General features: G+C 51.3%; 16 protein-coding genes and 2 tRNA genes. 13 read left to right on the top strand and 5 right to left on the bottom strand.

Annotated features, from left to right (window positions below):
- Positions 1-213: 213 nt before the first annotated feature.
- From SH580_RS20665 to SH580_RS20645, 7 genes are all read left to right on the top strand, one after another.
- Positions 214-3,198 carry a carbohydrate-binding protein gene (locus tag SH580_RS20665; protein ID WP_319832709.1) on the top strand — a complete coding sequence of 995 codons (2,985 nt, stop codon included), beginning with the start codon at positions 214-216 and terminating at the stop codon, positions 3,196-3,198.
- Positions 3,199-3,270: 72 nt separating this feature from the next.
- Complete coding sequence (locus SH580_RS20660; RefSeq protein WP_319832708.1) at positions 3,271-3,771, top strand: DUF6250 domain-containing protein; 501 nt, start codon at positions 3,271-3,273, stop codon at positions 3,769-3,771.
- Between the two features lie 17 nt (positions 3,772-3,788).
- The gene (locus SH580_RS22265) at positions 3,789-4,031 is read left to right on the top strand and encodes a DUF6250 domain-containing protein (protein WP_425607168.1); all 243 of its coding nucleotides are present in this window, start codon (positions 3,789-3,791) and stop codon (positions 4,029-4,031) included.
- Positions 3,943-4,197, top strand: a complete 255-nt coding sequence (locus SH580_RS20655) for a DUF6250 domain-containing protein (RefSeq protein ID WP_319835027.1) — start codon at positions 3,943-3,945, stop codon at positions 4,195-4,197. The genes SH580_RS22265 and SH580_RS20655 overlap by 89 nt, the downstream gene beginning before the upstream one ends.
- Positions 4,198-4,214: 17 nt before the next feature.
- Positions 4,215-4,436: a DUF6250 domain-containing protein gene (locus tag SH580_RS22260; RefSeq protein WP_425607167.1), complete on the top strand. Its 222-nt coding sequence runs from the start codon at positions 4,215-4,217 to the stop codon at positions 4,434-4,436.
- Between the two features lie 271 nt (positions 4,437-4,707).
- Positions 4,708-6,975, top strand: a complete 2,268-nt coding sequence (locus tag SH580_RS20650; RefSeq protein ID WP_319832707.1) for a hypothetical protein — start codon at positions 4,708-4,710, stop codon at positions 6,973-6,975.
- Positions 6,976-7,139: 164 nt separating this feature from the next.
- Positions 7,140-8,030 carry a PA14 domain-containing protein gene (locus SH580_RS20645; protein ID WP_319832706.1) on the top strand — a complete coding sequence of 297 codons (891 nt, stop codon included), beginning with the start codon at positions 7,140-7,142 and terminating at the stop codon, positions 8,028-8,030.
- Between the two features lie 43 nt (positions 8,031-8,073).
- Here SH580_RS20645 and SH580_RS20640 read toward each other — a convergent pair whose 3' ends face one another.
- Positions 8,074-10,566 (bottom strand): beta-mannosidase, encoded by a 2,493-nt coding sequence (locus tag SH580_RS20640; RefSeq protein ID WP_319832705.1) that lies wholly within the window; start codon positions 10,564-10,566, stop codon positions 8,074-8,076.
- A 107-nt stretch (positions 10,567-10,673) separates the two neighbouring features.
- On the opposite strand from SH580_RS20640, the gene SH580_RS20635 reads away from it, so the two are divergent.
- Positions 10,674-11,138, top strand: a complete 465-nt coding sequence (locus SH580_RS20635; RefSeq protein ID WP_319832704.1) for a type 1 periplasmic-binding domain-containing protein — start codon at positions 10,674-10,676, stop codon at positions 11,136-11,138.
- A gap of 2 nt (positions 11,139-11,140) precedes the next feature.
- Entirely contained in the window at positions 11,141-11,827 is a 687-nt protein-coding gene (locus SH580_RS20630) for an AraC family transcriptional regulator (protein WP_319832703.1), read from the top strand.
- A gap of 92 nt (positions 11,828-11,919) precedes the next feature.
- Here SH580_RS20630 and SH580_RS20625 read toward each other — a convergent pair whose 3' ends face one another.
- Both SH580_RS20625 and SH580_RS20620 read right to left on the bottom strand, forming a co-directional pair.
- A complete protein-coding gene (locus tag SH580_RS20625) occupies positions 11,920-12,285 on the bottom strand; it encodes a hypothetical protein (RefSeq protein ID WP_319832702.1) in 366 nt (121 codons plus the stop codon).
- Between the two features lie 84 nt (positions 12,286-12,369).
- Positions 12,370-13,302: a sulfatase-like hydrolase/transferase gene (locus SH580_RS20620; protein ID WP_319832701.1), complete on the bottom strand. Its 933-nt coding sequence runs from the start codon at positions 13,300-13,302 to the stop codon at positions 12,370-12,372.
- Positions 13,303-13,833: 531 nt separating this feature from the next.
- Between SH580_RS20620 and SH580_RS20615 the strand changes: the two genes are divergently transcribed.
- Positions 13,834-13,918: transfer RNA gene (locus SH580_RS20615), tRNA-Leu, on the top strand.
- A gap of 477 nt (positions 13,919-14,395) precedes the next feature.
- Complete coding sequence (locus SH580_RS20610; RefSeq protein WP_319832700.1) at positions 14,396-14,836, top strand: DUF5069 domain-containing protein; 441 nt, start codon at positions 14,396-14,398, stop codon at positions 14,834-14,836.
- A 9-nt stretch (positions 14,837-14,845) separates the two neighbouring features.
- Here SH580_RS20610 and SH580_RS20605 read toward each other — a convergent pair whose 3' ends face one another.
- Positions 14,846-21,703 (bottom strand): LamG-like jellyroll fold domain-containing protein, encoded by a 6,858-nt coding sequence (locus SH580_RS20605; protein ID WP_319832699.1) that lies wholly within the window; start codon positions 21,701-21,703, stop codon positions 14,846-14,848.
- 578 nt (positions 21,704-22,281) lie between these two features.
- Here SH580_RS20605 and cysE point away from each other — a divergent pair.
- Both cysE and SH580_RS20595 read left to right on the top strand, forming a co-directional pair.
- Positions 22,282-23,067 (top strand): serine O-acetyltransferase, encoded by a 786-nt coding sequence (gene cysE / locus SH580_RS20600; RefSeq protein WP_308948878.1) that lies wholly within the window; start codon positions 22,282-22,284, stop codon positions 23,065-23,067.
- Between the two features lie 48 nt (positions 23,068-23,115).
- Complete coding sequence (locus SH580_RS20595) at positions 23,116-25,353, top strand: cation:proton antiporter domain-containing protein (protein WP_319832698.1); 2,238 nt, start codon at positions 23,116-23,118, stop codon at positions 25,351-25,353.
- Between the two features lie 54 nt (positions 25,354-25,407).
- Here the strand turns inward: SH580_RS20595 and SH580_RS20590 are convergent.
- A tRNA-Gly gene (locus tag SH580_RS20590) sits at positions 25,408-25,481 on the bottom strand.
- Positions 25,482-25,595 lie beyond the last annotated feature (114 nt).

Genomic DNA, 25,595 nt, shown 5'->3' with positions numbered 1-25,595 from the left:
AGCTGGAGACCCTTAAGTCATCCATTCACATACCCTACCGATTCTCGGATGCCTAAGGCCAAGGCATCCGAGAATCAACCCACCCCCCCCTAATATATGTATACAATCCCAAAGTATCTTTGGAGGCATCTATCAACACAGTTGAAGACTCCAATCCAGACGATCGTGTCTGTTTTAGTAATGGTAACCAGTGTCCACACGACATCTGCACAAATGCCGAACACCACAACCAATCGCCTCGCCACACAAGCCGATGCGGATTATTGGCCCAACGTAAACGTCGATGACTACATCTACTTCTCACCTGATGACAACCATGGAGGCCTTTATGACAGTCCACCCGTAGGGCTCGGCAAAAAAGTCCACATCTATGCGGGTGATTACACGCGTATTAGCCTCAAAGGCGACTATGCTGTCAATAGTCAGACACAACCTACCATCATTACCAATCTTGGAGGACAGGTGCGAATGGTTGGGACTACGGATTGGCTAAGGTCACTAAGCATCTCGGGCTTCATGAATGTCCACGTAACCGGCAAATACGATCCAGTAGCCCAAACAGGGGACCCTAATTATCTCGGCCACAATGGAGGCGCAAATATGGGGGATGGTGAATACTATCGTAACTATGGCATCTGGGTCGATAACCTCTGGGCAGCCCATCGTGCCTCAGCTGACCCATTGAACACAACTGGTGTTGGAAATCTAGTTAGGATTCAAAACTTCGATTACTGTAAAATCGACTATGTCGCCGCTTTTGGGGGCGGGTTTGCCGCATTCAATCTAAAGAACGATCAGCCATACGCACCGGATGGCGTCTGCGAAGTGGATGCACAGGACTGCTTTGCTGCATTCACAACGAGCGAATCATTCTATATCGGAAAGTTCACTGCAAATTATGACAGAACGAAACTAACCTTGCGTAACAACATTATGTTCTTTTCCGGCACTGAAGCGATGCAAACCGATGGTTTGGTCGAAGGTTCAAGAATTGAGAATAACATCATTTACGGCTCGGCTTCCAACTTCCGGACTCCCTTCCAAAGCAGCTATCAAGAAGGCCTACAGCAATTATCCTATTCTGAGGGCGATATCGAAGTCAGAAATAACATCATGGTTGGTGGCATGGGAATGATGCAGACAATTCGCAAATCGGACAATGCTTCCGAAGGATCTCCATCTGCGAGTAAGAAATTCATCTATGACAATAACTACTTAGGCATGGGTCGCGCTCACGCCAGTTACATTTGGAATGGAGATGACATTACCCCCTACGAATTCACCAACAATATTTGGGGACCACTGGATGTTCCCAACTCGAATGATGCTTATACTAACGAAGTCGACGCAACGGCTTTTCAGGAAATTGGCGTCACGGGGAATCCAACCCTCATCTCAGGCAATCTATATGATCCGCTGCTTCAGCAATGGGCTTACACCTATAACGGTGGAACCTGCGTGACAGAAGTGAACAACGAATGGAGAAATATACCTCAGATCAAATTCATGAATACTGGCTTTGCGGATGATTTTGACATGCGCAGAGTCACAATTTGGGCGCCAATATTCGAAACTGATGGCTATGCAGGACGAGATGGTGAATATATCACCTACCAAACTGGTGATGTCGTTATTCACTATGAAATGACCGGAAGCGAAGCTGGCATGACTAAGCTATATCAGTGCATCTCTACTCATACCGCTGATGCCACAAATTATTACTACCCGGACCAATCCCCCACTAAATGGCAGCAGCTCACGTGGAATGGCAATAACATGCCCCCAGTGGACGTTCGCATTCAGCCAGATACCTTCTACAACTATCGTGGCTTGGGCTTAACCTATAATCCTGCGAATCTGAATGCAGACGATCTGGAAGCACCCGAAATCACCCTCCTTGGCGGCAATAAAATAAGCTTCGAAGTCGGTAGTTCATATTTCGATCCGGGCTATATCGCTGTGGATAACGTAGACGGAAACCTCAGCGAATCCGTCGTCACCACATGGATTACCGATCCCATCGACATGAACCAGACTGGTGAGTATGCCATGACCTACGATGTGATGGATGCTGCAGGCAATAAAGCTTACACCGCTTTTCGCACAATCTATGTTTCTGATACAAATATCACCTACGGAACCGTATCCAAGGTCAACATGCACAAGAACAGTGGCGTCAACAGCCTCTATCCGGATTGGACAGACTTAGGCAATGGTGGCACAGGATTAGAATACAACGGCTTACCCACCAATACCGATCTCTACGATGTCAATGGAGTCGCCACTGGTTGGCACATGTTGATTGAAAATATCTATCAAGGCTATTCTCAGCACTCAAAGATCTATACTAATTCCGCCGGACTAACGATTGGTGATTTTCCCACGGCAATTACTCGCCAAGGCATCAAAATCACCGCTCCCTATAATGACCCATGTGTCTTTCGCATGACAGGTATGGACCCTAATAAATACTACGAAGTAAGCTATACTGGTTATATTGAAAATTACATTGGCTACAACATCGATGCGACGCTACTGGATGCAATCACAGGCGAAGGTGACACCATTATCGTTGAAGAGAATGTCGATCAAGTTGGATTAGTCGCTAACGCAAAGCCAGATTCTACCGGCTTAATGGATCTCATTTTTACAACCGAGCATCCGATTGGAACCCCCAACATCAGCGGCCTCATCATCACTGAAAAAAGCGGTTATGGCATCGCTCCATCAGGGATCACACGAGCCCCTTATGGTGGTGCGGTGCATAGCATCCCGGGACGCACCGAAGCTGAAGACTATGACATCGGAGGCGAAGGCGACGCCTACCACGATACGACTACCGGCAATACACCCAACAAGTATCGATCAGACGATGTGGATGTAGGCATCAGCAATGGTGAGTATATGATAGGTTGGATCGCCAACGGCGAGTGGTTGGAATATACAGTGAATGTCGCCACGACCGGCAACTATGACCTGAGTCTTCGACTCGCTCAAAACTCACATACCGACAAGTCCATTAGCATGTCAGTAGATGGAGGCACGCCTGTTTCCGTGACCACGACATACACAGGGGGATGGAACAGCTTCTCCACCTTCAACTCGAACGGCATCTACCTGACCGAGGGGCAACATGTGCTACGTTTTGAACTGAACTCGGGCTACAACTTCGATTGGTTTGAGCTAAGCTCAAACTAATTCTCATTTCATACGCAAGCCGCCTTGGAGCCACAGTGCCCAAGGCGGCTTTTTATTTAAATCACTCACACCATGAAGCGCATTCTGCCAACCATTTGTGCCTTAACTTTTATCACGCTGCCCCTGCAGCTCACTTACGCACACGACCCAGTGCCAGCAATAGGACATTTTAAAGAACCATTCACTCAGGATTTATCCCACTGGACCGTCGAACAACAACCCGGCGGCACAGTCGAAATCCAAGACGGACAACTCGTTATCCAAGACAAGGCCGGTGCTACCATCTGGTTTAGTAAATTACTGCATGCACCCGCTCGTATTTGCTTTCAAATTCAAGTCGCTTCGCCTGGCCGCATTTCCGATATCAATATGTTTTGGATGGCACGGGATCCCCGATCTCCGAATAACCTCTTCGATTCATCACACAGTCGAGATGGCAGCTTTTCCAGCTATAACTTACTGGAAACCTATTACGCCAGTATTGGAGGGAACGACAATACCACAACCCGCTTTCGCCGTTACGATGGATTAGGCAACCGTCCAACCGTCCACTTCGATCCGAACATGACTTAAGCACAGAAACTGGTTGAATTCGTCCAGACACGCCCATCCTCGTAGAACTCACTGCCGACAATGGAAAGGTCCAAGTTTTCCGTGACGGTGCACTTATATTTGAATTCGATGACCCCGAATTCCTAGCATCCGGATGGTTCGGAATCCGCACCGTTAATAGCCACCTGAAAGATTTGCTTTCAAATTCAAGTCGCTTCGCCTGGCCGCATTTCCGATATCAATATGTTTTGGATGGCACGGGATCCCCGATCTCCGAATAACCTCTTCGATTCATCACACAGTCGAGATGGCAGCTTTTCCAGCTATAACTTACTGGAAACCTATTACGCCAGTATTGGAGGGAACGACAATACCACAACCCGCTTTCGCCGTTACGATGGATTAGGCAACCGTCCAACCGTCCACTTCGATCCGAACATGACTTAAGCACAGAAACTGGTTGAATTCGTCCAGACACGCCCATCCTCGTAGAACTCACTGCCGACAATGGAAAGGTCCAAGTTTTCCGTGACGGTGCACTTATATTTGAATTCGATGACCCCGAATTCCTAGCATCCGGATGGTTCGGAATCCGCACCGTTAATAGCCACCTGAAAGTCGACTTTGTTGAAATCGTATCAGGCGCCTTTCCAGCTTCCGATAAAGCCGTTCCGCTAGAGAAATAATTTGTTTCGAACCTCGAATTGTTTGAGCATGGCCAACCGAGAGTCCCAAAGAGAGGAGAGCACCGCGAAGCCAGTGTGCTTGTTAATGGCATGAGCATATTGAGCACGAAAAATTGAACTATAGATTTCACACTAGCTCATACCACTAAAGTATAACGTTATACTTGATTAAAATCAAAACTCCCTTTAGAATCAGAGATTCATTCATTACTATTTACAGGCGATGCCCGAAGGCTTTCGCCCTTCCACCACCCTAAATTATCATATAATTATGAAGTCGATCACTGCAACAATCCTCACCTGCTGCATCGCTGGCCTAGCGACGAGCTTTGGCGGCGTCCCGATTAATCGGAGCCTCGAACTCATTCAGGAAATCGACGTCAGCCGACTTCCCACCGACAAGTCTCAGTATAAAGAATTTCCTGAAGGTATCACTGAAGTCACCACTCTATTAGGTGAGTCAGCACGAGTGATCCCGAATGACAAGCCAGGCATCAAATACTTCGGCTTCCTAATCGGTAAAGACAAAGGCTTGAAAGCCAATGCAAATTATGTCCTTGAAGTCGTCTACCCAGAAGACACACCACGTTCAACCATTCTAATTAACCGGGGCAATGAAACGCTACGCGGCTTCTACACGGGTAATACACTTGGTGACTGCCTAAACCCTCGCTATGTCTACCAAGCCCCTGAGTCTTTGGAAATTCCGCTTTCTGGCAAATACCAAGCCGTGCACATGTGGATGCGACTTCAGGATCATATCGCGGAATCCGGAGGGTTTCGTGGTGCCGTCGTGCCGGATGAATCGAAAAGCAAGCGGACGATGACACCTAAAGACGGATTCTGGGTCTATATCACCCAATTCGAACCCGAACAGGACCCCCTATCACAAGGTGCGGCAATCTCTAAAATCCGCCTCTACAAAGCACCCGCCTTCGAAGATTTTGCATTGAAGATCAACTACCCACCAAGTGATCTCCCACGGCGCCACTTGTTTTTCAGAGAAGAAATGGCGGATGGAGTCATCGGCGGCCACGATTCAGGAGATGGCTGGGACGATCACATGGATTACTATCGCGGCAAAGCCGAGATGATGCACTTTTTGGGGATGAACACCATGGCAAAGGACCTCTTAGAATTCGGAGCCAACCAAGGGTGGGATTCTTCAAAATTCGGAGGTAGCAGTTGGGTCTACCAATCTAAAACTCCGGACCGTTGGAGTAATCTGCTTAAAGTCGCCACAAACTACGATCTATCCGTCCTACCATACTTTGAATACGCGGGCAGCAAAGGAAAAAATGGACTCGGCTTTGAACTCAGAGCCCAACCGCTTAACGGTAAAAACTACACCCATACTACGTGGACCGAAACCGCACGTGCAGACTTAACAGATCCGGACACCTTCGAAGACCTCCGCAAGATGCTGGAAATTACAATTGTTGAAGAAAAGGACAACGCAGACATTATAGGTGCTTGGATACGCCCTCGCCCGAGTCAGCTCGCCATTAGTTTTGCCGATGCCACCATTCAACGCTTCGCACAAGAAAGCGGCCGCAGTGAAGTGACACGGGGCGAACTCAATAAGCGTGGTGAAACTTACAAGGCCTACCTCGATTGGTGGTATGGCAAACGTAAGGAATTCTTGACCAAACTCAGGGACTACCTGCAAAGCGAAGGTATCAAAGATGCCTCGATCTATTACACAGCTGACACAACCGAGCCAGGCTGGATCCATCCTGAAGGTGTCGGCACAGGCCTCGTCGTTGAAGATGAGAGCGCTTGGAGAGATATCGACTTGAAAAAGCCACCAGTTCAATTGCAGACCACTATTGACAATCACTGGTCTTACAAAGCACTCACCAACGTCCGCAAGACTTGGGGAAAATGGGAGCACGAACACGCCAAACCGGTATACGACCCACATGCGTACAAAAATGTCGAAGACATTTATCCAACCTACTCTTTCAATCGCCTATCCTCAGTATCCGATCCGATGGCGCTCGAAGCATTCGAGACAGCCTCCGGCATGGCCATGATACGCCACTACGGTCTAAACGAAAACATGCTCCGTATCGAACGAGGTAAAAACGAGAAGCCACTCGATCCACTGGGCTATTTTGTAGCCGATATGGAACGTGTCGGACCACATATAATGCTCCCAGAAGCCAACGCCATGGCTAACGGAAATCCAACCAGTATAGGCTATTTAGCATCAAACAATTTCAATCGTCTCTCTCCATCCTATGTGCGTCGTTTCAACGCGGCCTACCTAGCACTTCCAGCGTTACCATCCAAAGTTGTCGACGGAGCCGCATCCAACTCACAAATTGTTGTGCGCCGAATCGATGCAGGTGAACACGGTGCCTACTATGCAGTGGTCAACCCAGGCTACGAAGGAGTCCAAGGTGTCTCGATCAACCTCCCAGATAATGGTGAGGTCATCGATGCAACCACTGGCCAAGCACTTACCCGCTCTGCTACAGGTAGCATCCGCTTGGACTTCGATGCCTGCCATCTAATCGCACTACACGTGCGCTAAGAACCGATCTATAAAATAAGGAAGATTCAGACGAGCAAGTCTCATCCAAAACTTACAAATAGTATCATAATATGTTACTATAGGTAACTAAATAATGGTGATATTGTATACTCAACCCTTACGATGATAACACCCCCGAAACAGAAAAAAAAAATGTCATGCTGATGAAAGTTATTTTCATTAGTATAGTATTGCATATTGTTGCCGCCTTCGTGGCTGGAATCATCACCGTGGCCAATGTTGTTATCAAAGAGGACACGCGATTTGAAGAGGTTCCCGCCATCGAAGAAATTGAAATCCCCAAAGAGCAGAAGGTGACAATCGTGCCAAATCCGCCCAAGGCTCAGCCGATGAACCATCTAAAGATGCGCCCAGTCACAGACATCTCCGTAGCCAGTATCGATGTCGACCTGCCATCAATGGATCAAAGTTTCACCGTCAGTGCAGCACTTGGCTCCACCGGGGGCGGACGCTTAAACTTGGGCGCAGGGCTCGGCATGAACATCAACCAATTCCCTGACATTATAGGTTTTGGAACGACTAAAAAAATGGCGTACGCATGGGAAGGCACCGTCTATTTATTCAAGCCCAAGAAAATTAACCGAATCCTAGACGAGAAAGAAAAAATCGGCGGACTCAAAGATGGCAGACGTCAGAGCTCGAAAATCTATAACCACGTCCTAAACCTCCCTACACAGAACTTCAGCGAAGGATTTCCTGGTGTCACAGATCAATTCGAATGGTTTGCCGTCGATTTTGAAGTCAAACTTTTTTGGCCTGCGAAACTTGCTGGCGAATATGAATTCCGCCTCGCATCCGATGATGGATCGGTGCTGTTCATTGACCGAGAACTCGTGGTGAACAACGATGGCAACCATGCAATGGCCACGGAAACAGGCACATTTAAACTAGACCAAGGCCTACATCGCTTTCAGCTAGTTTACTACCAAGGGCCGGCCACAAAACTCGGCTTAGTATTGGAATATCGAGAAGTAGGTTCCGAAGAGTGGCAGCTCTTCGACCTAAAGGAATACATACAGTATCAAATCGATTAAGCGACTCGTTTCCGAGTCGCTGACGGAGTCCGATACGCTCTTATCAATAACTATCTTTGAGCGATTTATAGGAGAGCGCGTTTAACAAGTTCTTTTTCGAAACGCGTTGCTTCAATTCCACACGGACTTGCTTGGGCTCGTTCGGATATAAATCAAAGCCATTATCGAGCACTTTATAATTGGAGTCGTCAAAATCGAAGGTGAACGCGTGTTGATACGCCGTGGAAGTGAATGTGATGACGGCTTCCTTCGCAGATTCGATCTTCACCTCTGCTTGAGTCTTTGCCTCGGGAAAATCGATGAAACGCGGTGGCGCGAGCAAAACACTTTGCTCGCTGACGATGTCTCCACCGATGAGCAATGCGATTTTCAGGTAGATGTTCTCACGACCATGCTCCGCCATCGCCTGACTCAGATCTACGGTCTTATGCAGCACACTTTGACCATGACGTAGGCGCACTGATTTTTTGGAAGTCTGAAGCTGACGTCCGTCCATATGATACAGGTCCCAGATCAAAGTGCCCTTCGCCGATTTCGGCGCATCATACACCGTATAGAGATCGACCTCACGAATGCTTGTCTCGCGATAATTACCCTTCCCTACGATCTCATCACCGCGGACATGTGCACTCACTAAGGCCGGGGCGTTGAAACGACGCGCCGCATAGTGCAGCGCCTTCCATCGCCCAGTGTATTCAATTGAGGACCAAGACGCCACCGGCCAGCAATCATTGAGCTGCCAGTAAATCGCCCCCATACATCTCGGCATTAGGCGTCGATAGTGCTCGACACCGATTTGCATACAATAGGCTTGGTTCAACTGTGACAGCCAAATCAAGTCATCCTGCGACTTGGGAAAACGGTAGCGCTGCGATACGTAATAGAGAATCACCTGATTGCCCGCCGTATTTTTCTGGTGGTTCTCCATGATCGGCCCGAAGACATTGGAATCCTGGGGTGCAAAAGTCGCGTTGGTTTGCGGCGAGGAGTAACTCTGCATACCGAATTCGGAGCAAAAGCGGAAATTCCACTTTTCGTAATCTTTCACCGGATGACGCGAGTGCCAGACATCCCAGTAGTGGGTATCGCCCGACTTCTCGCCCAACTCATGACCACTCTCGAACACACCGCGCCACTCAGAACTCGGCCAGTAGTCGGTGCCGGCGCTGCCCGCTTCAACAATCGATGGCAGCAGCTCATGAAACAGCTTTACGTAATCGCGCTTCAACTTGGGTTTCGCCGCGAAGAATTTCTGGTTCAACTGAGGCAACTCATTGTTACCACACCAGAGCGCAAGGCAGGCACGGTCTCGTAAGCGCGCCACTTGTTGCACCGCCTCCACCTTCACACTTTTCAAGAAGGATTTATCTGCCGGCACCAGAATGCAAGAGAACATGAAGTCCTGCCACACCATCAGCCCAAGCTCATCGCAGAGATCGTAAAAATCTTCGCTCTCGTAAATGCCACCGCCCCAGACACGCACACAGTTCATATTGGCCTGAACCGCAGCAATCAGATCACGCGCATAGTCCTCACGCTTGAGTCCGGCCACAAAGCAGTCGGCAGGAATCCAGTTCGCGCCCTTGGCAAAGACAGGACGACCGTTCACCACGAACTGGAATGACTCACCCCATTCATCCTTGGATCGGTCTAGCTTGACTGTACGCAGTCCGATACGCTTGGACTTCTGTCCCAGTTCAGAACCATCCTTGGTAAAGGCAGTCACAGTCACGGTATAGAGCGGTTGCGCGCCCTGCCCCGCTGGCCACCAGAGCTGTGGCTTCGGAATACTCAGTTCCGCCATTGTCTCGGCATCGGCTTCCGCAGAGGCGACCACATCACCCTCGAAACTCACCTCGACCACATAGCGAACACCGAACTTTCGACCGGAAAGTTGAGCGGCAACGGAGAGTGAAACCGAACCTTTGTCAGAATGAATTTGATCCACCGTAAAGCGATCCAAGGTCGCCACACTCCACGCCTCCAAACGGATATCACGCCAGACACCGGCAGTGACCAAACGTGGACCCCAATCCCAACCAAACTGACACGGCTCCTTACGAATCCGCACGGAATTTCCCACCGGATCCAAATGGTCCACAGGCGGCGTGAAGCTGGTGCGGTGATTCCGAATATAGTCCATCGCACTCTCAAAACGAATTCGGAGTGTATTCACTCCTACTTTAAGATACTTCTGCACCTTCCAACAATGCGCGATATACATGTTATCTGAAGCACCGATTTTCACATCGTTCAGCCAGACCGTCGCAACGGTATCCAAGCCATCGGCCAACAATTCAATCACATCCGATTCGAGTAAAGCTCCCGACACCTCAAACTCAGTCTGATACTCCCAATCGCGCTCTTCGATCCACTGCAGATCCAACTCATTACTACCATAGTAAGGGTCTGGAATCTTGTCACAAGCCACCAGATCAGCATGCACACAGCCAGGCACGGTTGCCGGTAACCATTCTTGATTCGAGCAATCGCGAAAAAACCAATTCGCGGAGTTTAAGGAGAAAATTGTTTTCATAAGCAGACGATTCAATCGAATTAGAATTAAACGTGCCAGTAAGTATACTAGAGTCCGTCGACAATATCCTTGTCGAAAACGATAAATAACTTAATGTTTTTGACACATTGAATTCCCCTACTAAAGGTCCGCCCTACCGCGTTCAGATCAGTATCGATTCGGACTTGGAATATTTCCGAGAAGTGCTACTCGGCGTCCGACGCTATGGCTTTGAAACTGGTCGACTCGTGTTCGTAGATCGCTGGCTGCAACATGAGTTGGCAGACCTCAAAGGCATCACCAAGCGCGACCACGTCGATGGGATTGTCGCGACCCTTTTCAGCAAAAAACAAGAGACTGCTTTACGGCACACCCAAGTCCCGGTTGTCAATGTTTCGAACTCTATTCGCGTCCCAAGAGTGCCCGTTGTTACGCAGAACGATTTTGAAGTCGGACGCATCGCCGCCCGTCATTTGATGAATTGTGGCTGTCGCAGCTTCGGCTTTGTAGGCCAAACGCGAACTAGCTACTCAGATCAACGCTACGTGGGCTTTAGAGAACTGCTCCCAAAAAAAGTAAGCTCTCCAAACTAACCGTGGCTGAAGGCATCCTCACCGCCGATGAATTTAAACAGACCGAGAACTGGCTCAAAAAGTTCGCCCAACCGACTGGTATCTTTGCCGCTCTTGACGGCTATGCACTGGCCGTGCAACGGGCTGCCCGCAATCTCGACTTACGCGTGCCCGAAGACGTCGCCATTCTCGGTGCTGGCGATGACGACTTTCAAGTAGAATTTGAAGCCATTCCACTTTCCAGTATTCGCTTGCCCGCCCGAAAGATCGGCTATGAAGCCGGTGCACTACTCGATCGCCGACTTAGCGATCCACATGCCGACCTAGAGTCGATCCAACTGCCAGTGCAGGACATTGCTCTCCGGCGCTCGACCGATGTGCAATACTGCGATGATCCCCTGGTTGCCAAAGCCGTACGACTCATCAGAGAGCACCCGAACATTCGCGTGACACAAGTCGTTCAAGCGGTCGGCATCTCCCGAACTGGATTGCAAAGCCGCTTCTTAAAAATGCTCGGACGCGGCATCCTCAGCGAGATTCAACGCGTGCGCCTACAACGCGCCCAAACGCTCCTATCCACCACCGACGACAAACAGGAAGTCATCGCCGAACTCTCTGGATTCGCCAGCGTGCAACGCTTCAGTTATTGCTTTCAACAAGCATTTAAAATGTCCCCTGGCACCTACAGGCGTCAGTCAAAAGTCCGATGACATTAGGCATCGAATAAGAGAATGTTGTGCTGCGGATCAATATCTCAGCTTAAATGCAGGGCACAACTCACACGTGTTCAATAGTTGTAAGACTAGTGCGCAGATGCCGGGGCTTTCAAATCTAAGCGTAAATACTGCTCTCGTGGAGCATCGCTAGCTTCCATATTCGCTAACAATAGCTCAGTCATATAGGCTTCTACGTCAGTATTCGAAATTGGCAACGCTTGCTGCGGATCAGCCTCCAAATCATAAAGCAATGTCTTCCACGACCATTCATCCCTAGCCTTCGAATCCGCACTCGCCCAACCCATACCAGAACAATCGATTTGCATTACCTGACAATCCTGCATAAAGTTGAATGGTTTAGCAAGCGACAGACGATTCTCTGAAAACGAATCAGTTCCAAAGGGCGTACGCATATGTGCAGGCATCAAGGTATAATCAGAAATTTTCGCCATACGATCTCCTTGAGCACGCATGTAGACATAGCGTCCGTCAGTTACATTGACCTGTTGACCGAAACTTCCAAAAATACAACTTTGTCACACGGCTTCATCCTTCTCAATCACTGGGCTCAAATCGTGGCCCGTCATACTAGTAGGAATCTCTTGGTTGAAACATCCAAGCACTGTCGGCGCAAGGTCGATGGCAGGTTGCACCAGTGACTCACGTGACTCTCCTGCTTTCTTCGTCCGCGGATCCCAAACAAAGAAAGGCGTCCGAGCAGTCTCCTCCCACCATGGCATCATCACTTTTGCCCACCAGTCATGCTCTCCGAGCAAGAAGCCATGATCAGTGCAGACCACCAACATGGTATCTTCCCACATGTGGTTAGTATCCATCGCATCCAATACGGCTCCCAATTTAGCGTCACACATGGCGACCAAAGATGCATATTCATATCGAGCATGCTCCGCCAATTCGACACGCCCATTCACCATTTCATAATTGGGCCAGTCGAAATGCGGTCCCTTATAATCGCGGTAATGCGGCTCAAAATATAGACTTTTATAACACTGGTTAGCAAAGAAAGGCTCATGCGGATCAAAGGTCTCGATCTGGAGAAACCAGTCATCATCATCATCATCATCATCATCATCATCATCATCATCATCATCATCATCATCATCATCATCATCTTTATTACGCTCAATAAAATCCAAGCCTGCGCGAAAAACACGACTTTGTGGCTGTTGGCTTTCCTCGGTCATCACTTGGCGATTGATCCAATCCTGGCGAGCAGCCTTATAATCTTTCAGTCCGTGACGCCCTGCAGCATCAGCTGGGATTTCAGGATCACGTACCTGCCCCACCCAAGAATCGCCTTCTTGCCCACGAAAAGCTTCATAACTCGAGTATTTTGTGTGGTAATTGGTGCCTCCATCTTCAAAATAATGATAATGGTCAGTAACTAAATGTGTATAGACACCGTTCTCTTTCAAAATTTGAGGCATCGAGGCATCGAAAGGTTCCATTGGTCCCCAACTACGATGCAAAAAATTGGGTGGCTGGTCAATCTGGGATCGAACCAAAAGCCAGCCATCAAGCAGATCACATCTGGAAAAGTGGAACGATTGGAACGATTTCTGCAGACTAGTAAACGGAAAAGGAGCATGGGCTGGAACCAAGTTTCGGTCATAAACTGGAGAATCGTTTCAACGTAAAATTTCACGTTTAGGGATTGATCCAAGCGAATTCTAGTCTCAAATGGCCATTCAGACTGGTTGCCCCTTGTCAGAATCATTCTATTTCAGTTCGTATTCCACTCCCTCCTTCTCCGCCAGGCTTCGTCTGGAACTTATTCCAACAAATGAAGCCTGTCACAGCATTACGAAGTGAAGCGCAGACTCCCAGAGTCTAAGAATTGCGGCTCCAAAAATTTAGTCAGTATATATGGGGTCGACTCACTTTTTTATAATAAAATATCGAATTAGTACGGTTTGTTGTTGATCAATCCAGAAACACACCTATCACCTTCGAACTTCGCTACGGAAACGTAGTCCATCGGTCGAGTGGTGGAATTGGCAGACACGCATGATTAAGGGTCATGTGCCGCGAGGCGTGAGGGTTCAAGTCCCTCCTCGACCACCAGGCTTCGTCTGGAACTTGTTCCAGCAAACGAAGCCTGTCGCGGCGTAACGAAGTGTAGCCGGACCACGAAGCCCCATGAAGACTACGCCCGGGCAAGCCAGTTAGCTTCGTCTGGAACTTGTTCCAGCAAACGAAGCCTGTCGCGGCGTAACGAAGTGTAGCCGGACCACGAAGCCCCATGAAGACTACGCCCGGGCAAGCCAGTTAGCTTCGTCTGGAACTTGTTCCAGCAAACGAAGCCTGTCGCGGCGTAACGAAGTGTAGCCGGACCACGAAGCCCCATGAAGACTACGCCCGGGCAAGCCAGTTAGCTTCGTCTGAAACTTGTTCCAGCAAACGAAGCATGTCGCGGCGTAACGAAGTGTAGCCGGACCACTAAGCTCCAAGGAGACTACGCCTGGGCAAGCCAGTTGCTTCGTCTGGAACTTGTTCCAGACGAGATTTGCTTTTATTTGCAATTAGCTCGAACATGCCCGCATGACTCAAGCGACACTGAAGCCGATCTCTCCCTACACAGAAACGCTTGGCATGCTCTATTTTCCGCGCATGCTGGATAAAATTCGCAAGCACGCGGCCTCGCAACTGCACGATGATTTCCACAAGAGCTTGGGCGTGGCCTTAGATGGACGCTGCTGTGCCTATCTACGTGTCGCCTACCCCGACTTGGTGAAACGCACTTTGAATGGCGACAGCGACGAAGCGATCTTTGACTGGTGCCAAGAGAATGGCCGCGGCTTAGACGAAGTTGATCTACTGATTTGGAATGAATATGCGCGCAAAATCGGCTGGAACGACGCCCGCAGTCAGGCGCTGGCAGACTACAAGTCGGACAGCGGCATTCGTCACCGTGAAGACATACATACGATGTTTGACTACATGGAGGTCGACGAAGGCCGCGACGGCATCCAGATCGCATAGGCACACTGCCTAGTCGACCTCTAGCGCCCACTTGTAGAACTGCTTATCGGAGTTCATTTGTATCGTGCGCTCAAAGGCATCTCCGAGTTCGATCCAGTCGTCGGATGACAGGTCATCGTTGCTCCAGAGTTGAATGCGGAAGTGTAAGTCGCCCTCGGCATCGGGTGCGATCAATGTCTGCTCATAGTTCAAACCTCCCAGTGCACTGAGTGGATACAGCCCGGCTGCGGCTTGGAGTTCGCTGTGCGTGCGAATCAAGTCGAGCACACTGTCACTTAGCTCGGTATCGGCAATCAATGGATCGAGGCCAGCCGCGAGCTCGGCTCCATCGTTGAAGAGGTCGCCGTCGGTATCCGTCATCAGCGCGTTCGTGCCTAGTATTTGCTCCGCCGCATTGTCGAGTCCATCGCCGTCCAGATCCTGGCTCGCGGTGTAAGCGAGGCTGCCAAATTGCTCCATTTCCCAAGCATCCACCAAGCCATCGTCATCGCTATCTATGACATCTGTGATCAGGGCAAAGTCGCCTTGGTAATCAAGGCGCGCCCAGACTTGTTGATTGTCCAAATCGATCCCCCAGCTGCCCACGCTGTCTTCAGCGGTGGGAGCTCGCATGAGGGGCGTCTCTGCTGCGAGTTCGAGAGTGGTCGAAACGGCGGGTAGCCAATCACCGGCATCGCTGTCTGCGGTATCGGCATCCAGAAAGGCGGCGATACGTAGCGACTGAATCTCCAGTGCGGATAAGCGACTGGCATCGTAGCTCAGCTTGATGGTGTAGGCGTCGCAACGATTGCGGCCAGGGGCCTCACGCATGCCATTTAGACTCACGATATCGGAAACGACTTTGCTCTCGCCCGCATCATACCAGTCATCGCGTGACCACCAACCGGTAGTGATATTGCGATATTGTCCAAAACTGGTGCTTCCATAGATGTGCACGGTTTCATCGCTATTAACACCATCGACCACTTCGACACTGGTTCCGATAAAGCCATCATCCAGTGGCGCACGGTCTTGAATATTACGGTCATTGTAGCTCTCCCCGGAAGCGACGGTGAACTGCAATCCATTTCGGGAATAGGTATACGCATCCCAGACCGACCAGTCATCAAAGGTGCCATGGCCATCCGTGTCGGGCGTCATATAAGTCTGCACCCAAACAAAGGGTCCGTTGATCTCGACCAGTAGGTAGGCAATCGGCCGCCCGGCGATCGTCGTGCTATCGATCAGGCAGTTCAAGTGTTGATCCTCGGCCGGACTACGGCTGATCGAGTAAAATTTCTCCGAAGCAGAGCCACAGGTGAAATCAAACATGTAGGGCTTATTACCATCATCCAGGCTAACCGCGACCGAGCGGTCGTAGATATGGTTGTGGCCACTAAACCAACCATCAACTTGTGAGGCTTTGCCAGCTTCCAAATACGGTTGCGGGCTATCAACGTATTCCGTCATCGCGGGGTGCGATGCCACAGAGAACAAGCCCGGGTGAGAATAGCCGAAGATGTGCGCATCGGGATTCGCCGCGCGTATTTCAGCAAATTTCTCAGCCACCCAATCGGAGTAATTGTCCGAGCTGCCCCCGTTCCAGAGGTCCAGCGAGACGAAGTAAGTGTCCTGCCCTGCATCCAAAACATAACTGAAGTTATTTGGATTGGGCGATGCCTCACTGCCGCCGGGCACATCGCTCGGATCGACCACAGCACCCTCACCTTCGAACAGATATGGGAACGCGGCCTGCCACGCGGCTTCTCCCTCGGAGGTGGGCAAGTATGCGTTGGCATCGTGGTTGCCACGCACGGGATAGAAGCCGATCCCATTCTCCAGTAAGGGAGTGGCCAGCACTTCTTTTAAATACTCCAACTCGGTCAACTTGGCATCACCGCCGGAGTAACCATCGGTCACATCGCCAACGTGAATCGCAAATTCGGGCGCTTGCGCAATCAACTCACGTGCGATGGCGGAAGCCTCATCGGTCGGCACTCCCAGCGTGCTGCCCTGGGTGTCGGGAATCACTGCAAAGCGCAGTGCCAGCTCACTGCCGGGCATGGCGGCGCGAGCCAACTCAGCCGGCTCTTCCACCATGATTTCTAGAATCACGGTAGTGGTGCCTTCGTCATTGTCGGTGACAGAAATCACAAAGGTATTGAGACCAAAATGGCTGGCACTAGGCGTGCCACTCAGGCTGCCGTCGGCATGCACGATCAACCAATCCGGTCCGCTGACTTTGGCAAAATACATGGTATCGCCATCGGCATCACTGGCGTATTCGGCCACGCTGGCGGCGTAATCGCTGCCAGCAAGCGCATGGGCCGTTTCGATGTGTTCACTCTCGAAAATAGGCGCATCGGGATGCAGGTCAGAGAGCAAGTTCATCCACAAGTCGAAACCGATGTCGGAGCTAAAGCCGTCGCGGTTATGAATCTCTACTGCGAGCAAATTTTCACCCTCTACCAGGGCATCGGTCGCCACACTAAATTCATAGAAGGTGCCCTCGGCCGCTCCGTCGGTGATGCTACTGGAGAAGGTCTCCGAGCTGATCTCACCGGCGGGCATGTTATCGCGAATGATTTCGATCCCATTGAGATAGACGATCACGCCGTCATCGCGCAATACGCCGAACTCTAGCTCACGAACGCCTTCCAGATCTTCCAACACGAAGGCTTTGCGGAAGTAGTAGGTAATGTGCTTATCGTTGCTATCGGAGCCGTAGCTGAGCGTGGTGACTTCGTTGGAGTCGCCATAGCCGAACTTTGCGGGTCCTTGCGCCCAGGTGCTGTCGTCGAAAGCAGCGGCGCGCCATGCTGTGCCGGCATCGCTCCCATCATCAAGATAGGCCCAGTCGGCACCGGCGGTGATAATGGCTTCACTCACCTTTGGAGTATTGTCCGATTCCAGGATGGCAGTCGCTTGCAGGTTGAAGCTTAAGTCGGAACTGCTGGCGTCGCTATTATGTAGTTCGACGGCCAATACATTTTGCCCTGTCACCAGCGCATCTGCGGCAACACTGAACTCGAAGTATGTGCTTTCATCATCCCCACCCAGTGCAGAGGAAGCATAGGTCTGATAATTAACAGCGCCGCTAGGCATATTATCGCGCAACAGCTCCTGCCCATTGAGATAAATGATCACACCATCATCCCGCAGCACTTCGATTAAGATCCCTTCGATCCCAGCGAGCGAGTCGAGCTCGAAGGCCTTTCGGAAGTAGGTGGTCGGATGCTTGTTGGCAGCATCTGTGCCATAGCTGAGAACTGTGGCCTCGTCACCGTCTCCATAGCCGAACTCAGCCGTGCCGGTGGACCATGCACTGTCGTCAAAGTCGGTCGCTGTCCAGTCAGTGCCCTGATCGGATCCGTCATCGAGATACAACCACTGCGCATCTTTTTCAACAAAAGGGGCTAATTCTGACGGGACGGTTTCGTCGTTGGCATACGCGCTCACCTCTTCGGCACTCAGGCTGGCGGAGAAAACACGCAGCTCATCGATCAAACCATTAAAGCCATAGTCACTACTGACCGACATGTTGCCGATGCGGAAGGGACGTTCTGCAGACAGCGTGCTTTGCAACGTATCAATCGTCACCGCGCGCTCGGCCACCAGTTGCCCGTTGACATACAGCAACACGGATTCACCGGGAACAAAAACCCCCGCGACATGCACCCAACCATCGGTGCCTTCACTGGAGCGCACGGATAGGTTCACTGTATCGGTGGCGGTATAGCCCACTCCGGCGGCAGTCACCTGAAAGCTTAATTGCTGGGTGTTCGAATGCGTCGTCTTCAAGACATACTGATCATTGGCCGCGCCGCCTGATTGATCGATACCGGCAATCACACCATAGCTGCTGACACCTTCCGGTTTCACCCAAGCGGACACACTGACCGCACCGGTCAAGTTAAGCGCCTCGGGAGTGCCCACCAGCACTTGATCCTCACTATTACCGGAAAAGCGGATCGCACCGTTGCGGTGCCCCACACTCTCCCATGCGGCAGACGCCTGCAAGGTGCCTGAAATCCCATTACCGGAAAAATCTCCAGCATTGGTTCCGGAACCTTCATCGAAGGGCCAGTAGGCGACTAATCCCGCAGCTTCACCTTCGATCGGCTCAGCGGCTTCGGTCTGGGCACTCGCCTCCGCGGACCATTCTGTTTGACGCCCTCCGCTCACACCGGAAATACGATAGCTGTAACTGGTATTGGGAGCCAGTCCGCTGTCATTGTAACTCGTGGCATCTCCTGCGAGTGCGCTGCTCACCACGAGGTAGTCACCTGAGCCGACTCGACGCTCCAGGATCAAATCATCATAGCTGGCGGAATCCAGATCCCAAGTGAGCGAAATACTGGATGTATCTTCAGCATTCGCAGCTAGGTCGAGAATCGAACCGCTTAAGTATCCCAACTCGACACTTGCCAAATCGGACCATTCGGAAAAGGCATCGGCAATGGTCAAAGACCGAATACGATAACTGTAAGTCACTCCGCTAACAACTTCTGTATCTAAATAGCTGATACTATCCGCCGCAAGTATTGCGACTGTCGCGTAGCCGGCATTCTCACCGGACGCACGACGCTGGATCTCCAAACTCTCCACCTCAGCGTCTGTCAGCGCCGACCATGTCAGGCTCACACCGGCACCGCCATCACCGGCACTAAAGTCTGCCGGCACTTCCAAATCTGCATTGGCCAATTGTGGGAAGTAGAGTGTGCGATTTGGCTCGCGGCCCTCCCCCTTAACCTCGATGCGGTCCGTCCAAATCTCAATTTCGGCATAGGCAGTGGTGTCAGCGGTTTCCACCATACCTTCCAAATTAATAAAGTGTATATCCCCACTCTGCCCGTAAGCACCCGAATGGTTATGCCCATTCATCCATGCACGGATATTGGAATAGTCCGCCAAGAGTGTCAGCAATTCACTGGCCTGAGGACTGATGTGGGCCGTGCCGGGAGGATAGACCGGATAGTGATCAAAAATGATGACCGGCTCTGAATTTTCCAGCGCGGCATCGAGTCCGTCGCGCAACCAGGCCAATTGCTCTGCGCTGTGGATACCGTAGCCCGCATCGTTACCATCGAGCACGAAGAAACGCCAGCCCTCGACGACGAAGGTATAGTAATTGGAGGGAATCTTAAGGGCCTCCACGACATCCTCCAAGGTGTGACTGCCAACCGCTAAGTCGTGATTACCGACGACTTGATAGCTGGGGTGAACCAGGTCATCCCAGATTTCCATCATCGGCTCGAAACTCTCAAAGTAGTTATCAATAAAATCTCCCAGGCAAATGACGAACTCCAGATCGCGCGTATTGAAGTCCTCCACCATCACCGGCAACTTCGTCAGGCTGTTGCGATAATAGCGCGAACCGGCTGGATCCGAATCTTTATATTGCGGGTCCGCCACAGCACCAAAAGAAAAGAGATATGTGCCCTCTGCAGGCGACGTTCCATCGCGATCTGCAAGCTGGATAAGTTCGCTGGCATCGAGCCCGACATTATAAATCGCAACTTGATCGATGGCTCCATTAAAACCATAGCCTGAGCTTTCTGTCATGTTACCAATGCGAAACGGCACCGCCTCACTCAGGGTGCTTTGCATGCTCTCCAAGGATGTCGCTTTCTGAGCGACTTCGACACCATCGATATAGAGCAGCAGTTTTTCACCCGGCAGGAACACGCCAGCCACATGAATCCAACCATCCTCACTGGCAGAGGCACGATCGACGATTGATTGGGTATCACTCACCGATACCGCGCTGCCCCCGCCACCGGTCACTTGAAAGCTGAGATAACTGCTAGTCGCCCCCGTCGTTTTCAATACGTATTGGTCATTACTCGCACCACCGGACTGATCAATGCCGGCAATCACTCCATAACTGCTCATGCCATCGGGATGCACCCAAGCGGCAACCGTTACAGCGCCTGTGATATTCAAGGCATCCGGAGCTCCAAGTAGCAACTGGCTATCATCGTCATTGACGATCTGTAGCGCACTGCCCTCGACACCATCCACCCAACTCGCACTGCCCGTAAGCGTGCCGATCAAATCATTTTCCGAATCAGTCGCAGTCGTGCCCGTGCCCTCATCAAAGTCCCAATAAGCGACACGGCCGGACGCTCCGCTCACGGGGTCTTCCAGAGCCGTGCCGGGCGCGGCATGCAACTCAGCCACCGCAGTGCTGCTGATCGCGTAATCGTAAAGCTGCACATCATCGACAGCACCGTCCAAATAATAGGAAGTCGCCGTCGTCGTCATCGCTCCGATTTTAAAAGGCGCGACATCGATTTTTGACTGCAATTGTGCCGGCACATTAGTGCTTTCAGTCATCAATGAGCCATCCACATATAAACGCGCAAACTCGCCCGCTTGATACACCCCAACCAAGTGGATCCAGCCGTCGGCCGATGCTTCAGACAGGTTTTTAAAAGTATCGGTCGAGTGTAAGGTGGCCGAACTGCCGCCCTCCCCCGTCACCTGAAAAATGATACGACCATCGCCCGAAGAAGCGGTTTTCAAAACAAACTGATCATTCGCAGTGCCGCCCGAGCTATCAATACCGGCAAAGATACCATAATTGGTGATGTCATTGTATTTCGCCCACACCGAAAGCGTCAACGAGCCCTGCAGGTTCAATGCATCTGAATCAAATTCAATGTAGTCACCCGATACGCCGGGGAAAACGGCCGCATTACCGGCCTTGCCGGCCCCCCAAGCAATCGAACCGGTCAACTCACCATCGATCCCTGCGCCGCTGGCATCGGCTGCCACAGTGCCCGATGTTTCGTCCAGTTTCCAATGCGCCACCAGCCCCGCAGTGCTGGCGCTCGCAAGCGCAGTACAGAAGCTGCCAATTAAAAATAGTTTTTTGAAATTCATCTTATATATCCCGAATGAAATGTTCTTCACAAAATTGTTGGATGCCCACGGAAGCTGCCCGCAAACATCAAAGCTGCGGATCAATGAAGTGGAGAATCTACAAGTCAAACACTGGGACATAAGCTTAACCAAGGTCACAAATCGCGACATTTGACCGGTTTTCTTCACATTGCAGACGCAGCTTTCACATAAGATTTTCCAACGCCTTAATATCGCTCGTATCAGGAGGCATCCGATCTAACGTCAATAACGACCGGCAGTTGCATAACAAAATATTCAGTAGATTTTTATTAAGGAAAGATACAATCAAAGCAGGACATAAATTAGGCAAAATAGGCCTTAAAAGATGAATCATGCATGATTCCAGAGCCGTTCGACTCATCGTAAATGAAATGTAACAAATCACTCAAATCAGTTGATGCCCCGGATTCCCGCCTGCAATGACCGGATTCACGAGCTGGCAAGCGTCCAATGATGCCGCTGCCACAGATATGCCCCGTCACACACTGTAATTTGTGTAGATTCCTGCTTTTTTAGCGTGGCATATGGACGACTTCTCTCTAACTATTTGCGAATTTATGCAAGCTATCGACTTAGACGCCCACTGGAACGAAATACGACGTCACGCCCATGACATCGTGGAGCGCGAACCTGCGCTCACGACTTTACTCAACGAAACGGTGCTCCACCGCGGATCTTTTGCGGAATGCCTGACCTTCCGCCTGACGCGCAAGCTGGTAAACCATTCGGCGTCGATTGAGGTGCTGCATGATACCTTCATGGAAGCTTTCCTGCATCAGCCGGCCATTTTACAACATGTGGCCTGCGATATGATTGCAGTCAACGAGCGCGACCCAGCCTGCCCCAACGTGCTCACCCCCCTGCTCTACTTCAAAGGCTTGCAAGCTCTGATCTGCTACCGAGTCGCTCACTACTTGTGGAATCAAAAGCGCACTGAATTTGCGCTCTACCTCCAAAGCCTGATTTCGGAGACTTTCGCAGTCGACATCCACCCCGCAGCCAAGATCGGCTGCGGCATTTTACTGGACCACGCCACCAGCTTTGTGGCTGGCGAAACCACTGTCATCGAAAGCAATGTATCCATCCTGCACGAGGTCACACTCGGGGGCACCGGCAAAGAACGCGGCGATCGTCACCCCAAGGTGCGCACTGGTGTGCTACTCGGGGCCGGGGCCAAAATTCTAGGCAATGTGGAAATTGGCGAAGGCGCCAAGGTCGGTGCAGGCAGCGTCGTGCTTAAAGATGTGCCCCCACACACCAGCGTCGCCGGCGTGCCGGCACAAGTCATCGGCCAGGCCTCCGAAGTCTGCCCGGCACTCGGAATGTGCCACAAACTGGACTAATCTAGACAAAGCTAGACAAACGGTGAACCCGATATAAACACACAACCAATGAATTCATTGACACAGCTCGCAATGGGCAGCTCCCAGGATGCACTCTGGGCCCTCTGTTTCGCGGTCGGCGCCGGTTGCTTGCTTACGGTGCTCTCGCGCCGCTTACAATTGCCCACCATCGTCCTACTACTACTGGGGGGCTTTGCTCTAGGCCCGGAAGGTCTGGAGCTACTGGACCCCAATGCCTTGGGCGACTTACTGCCGATGATCGTCTCACTGGCAGTGGGATTGATCCTGTTCGAAGGCGCGCTCACGCTGGACTTAAAAGAGTTTAAAGAAACTTCAACCGTCATCAAGCGCCTGCTCACCGTGGGGGTGCTCATTACCTGGCTCGGCTCTGGTTTGACCGCCTATCTGGTCTTTGATACCTCACCGGCCTTTGCCCTGCTGATGGGCAGCTTGATTATCGTGACCGGGCCCACAGTGATCGTCCCCCTGCTGCGCCGGATTCGGGTGCAACAGAAACTGGGTAGCATCCTCCACTGGGAAGGTGTGTTAATTGATACGATCGGAGTATTCACCGCGATTCTCTGTTTTGAATGGGTCGTGGAAGGCGGCGGCGCAGTCGCCATTCCGAGCTTCCTATTACGCGTGGCCAGTGGTGCCGCGATCGGCTTTATTGGCGGCTACTCCATCTACTGGATGATGAAAAAGCACTGGGTGCCGGATAACATCGCCAATGCCTTCGCACTCGCCAGCGCCATGCTGATCTTTGGGGCCACCGAACTCATTAAGCCAGAGGCCGGCCTACTATCGGTCACGATTGCGGGCATGATTGTCGGCATCAAAAAACCGCGCCAGTTACGTGAGATAAAAGCCTTCAAAGCGGAAATCGTCGACCTACTGATCGGCATGCTGTTTCTACTATTAGTTGCGCGCCTGGAGCTCCAACAATTCATCGACTTCTTTACCATGGGAGGCGGCTGGGTCCTCTTTTCGGTGATCCTGATCATCCGCCCGATCAGTATCGCAGCCTCGGCATGGGGCACACCGCTCAATATCCGGGAAAAAGCGCTGCTCAGTTGGGTGGCTCCCCGGGGCGTGGTCGCCGCCTCGATGGCCTCACTCTTCGCCTTGAGCCTCAGCCACAATGACAATCCGGTCGGTGATCCGGCGCTATTGGAATCATTCGTCTACTCAGTGATCTGCGCCACAGTATTGATCCAAGGCTTGTCTGCAGGATTATTTGCTAAGATGCTGGGCCTCCAGCGCCCCGCTCCCAATGACTGGGTGATCATCGGCGCCCACCATTTTGGACGCGAACTGGCGCGTAAACTGATGCGCCAGGATGAGCAACACGTATTGCTACTCGATACCAATGCCCGCAATATTGCACTCGCCAAAAAAGAAGGCCTGCCCGCCCTACTGCGCGATGGCATGGAAGCCGAGAAACTCTACGAAGAAGAACAGGCGCTCTTTGGCGCAGGATATGTGCTCGCATTGACCGATAACATCGAATTAAACCAAATCTTAATGCAACGCTGGGGTGAAGTGCTGGATAACGAAAAAGTCTTTGGCTGGATCCCATTGGACAGCCCCACCACCGAAGATCAACTGACCGGACAGTCAGTATTTGGCGACCTATCACGCCCCGCCGTAATTGGCAGTGAACTGCTACAGGGCGAAAGTAATTTCGAAACAGTGCTGTGGGAAGAGGGCAAAAGCCTCGCCTCCGGCGACTGGCACCCGCTCTTTATCCGTCGTGGTAAACAACTCAAAGCCGTGCCCCACGACGCCAGCCTAAAAGAAATTGTGAAAACAGAAGACGAAGTTATATGCCTGCGCCGCGCAGAGGGCTTTTTACTACGAGCGCTCCATAGTGGCGGATTCCTAAAACTAGAGTGCAACAGCATCGAAAGCCTCTACCAACAACTCGCGCAGGTCGCGAACGAACACGTCCCCACCATCTCGCGAGAGCAAGTGCTCACCGATTTGGCTGAACAAGGCCGCGTCTTCCCAGCTTTCCTGGGCCATGGCATCGCGATCCCTCACGTCTATTGCGAAGACCTCGATTACCGCATTTGCTTTGTCGCTCAACTCAGCGAAGGCCTAACTATACCTGGCCAGAGTGAAGCCATTGACTACGTCTTCTTCATCATCAGCCCCAAAGGCGACAGTGAAGGCCACTTAGCCACACTAGCAGACATCGCCAAGACCTGCCGCACTGAACGCCTGCGCAAACAAATCAAGAGTGCCGAATCCATCGATGATGTGATCGTCGCCATCGGCGCCTAATCCCCAATTCATTCCCCAAAATTCTCGCAATCCAGCGAGGAGGCACTCGATACATGGTGCGGGTAGACGGAATCGAACCGACGACCTCTGCGTGGAAGGCAGATGTTTTACCTCTAAACTATACCCGCGTGATTGAAGGTTGGGAAGATGGCGAAGCTCTTACCCATGGGTCAAGTCAGGAATTAAGAAAAAAGTGCATTTTATTGGCCCCTCGGAGCTGCCCAGTGTGCCCGGTCAGAATT

This window comes from Coraliomargarita algicola (assembly GCF_033878955.1).
In the GTDB taxonomy this organism is placed as follows: domain Bacteria; phylum Verrucomicrobiota; class Verrucomicrobiia; order Opitutales; family Coraliomargaritaceae; genus Thalassobacterium; species Thalassobacterium algicola.
The sequence above is the reverse complement of the archived record's forward strand: the minus strand, read 5'-3'. Positions and strand labels throughout refer to the sequence as shown.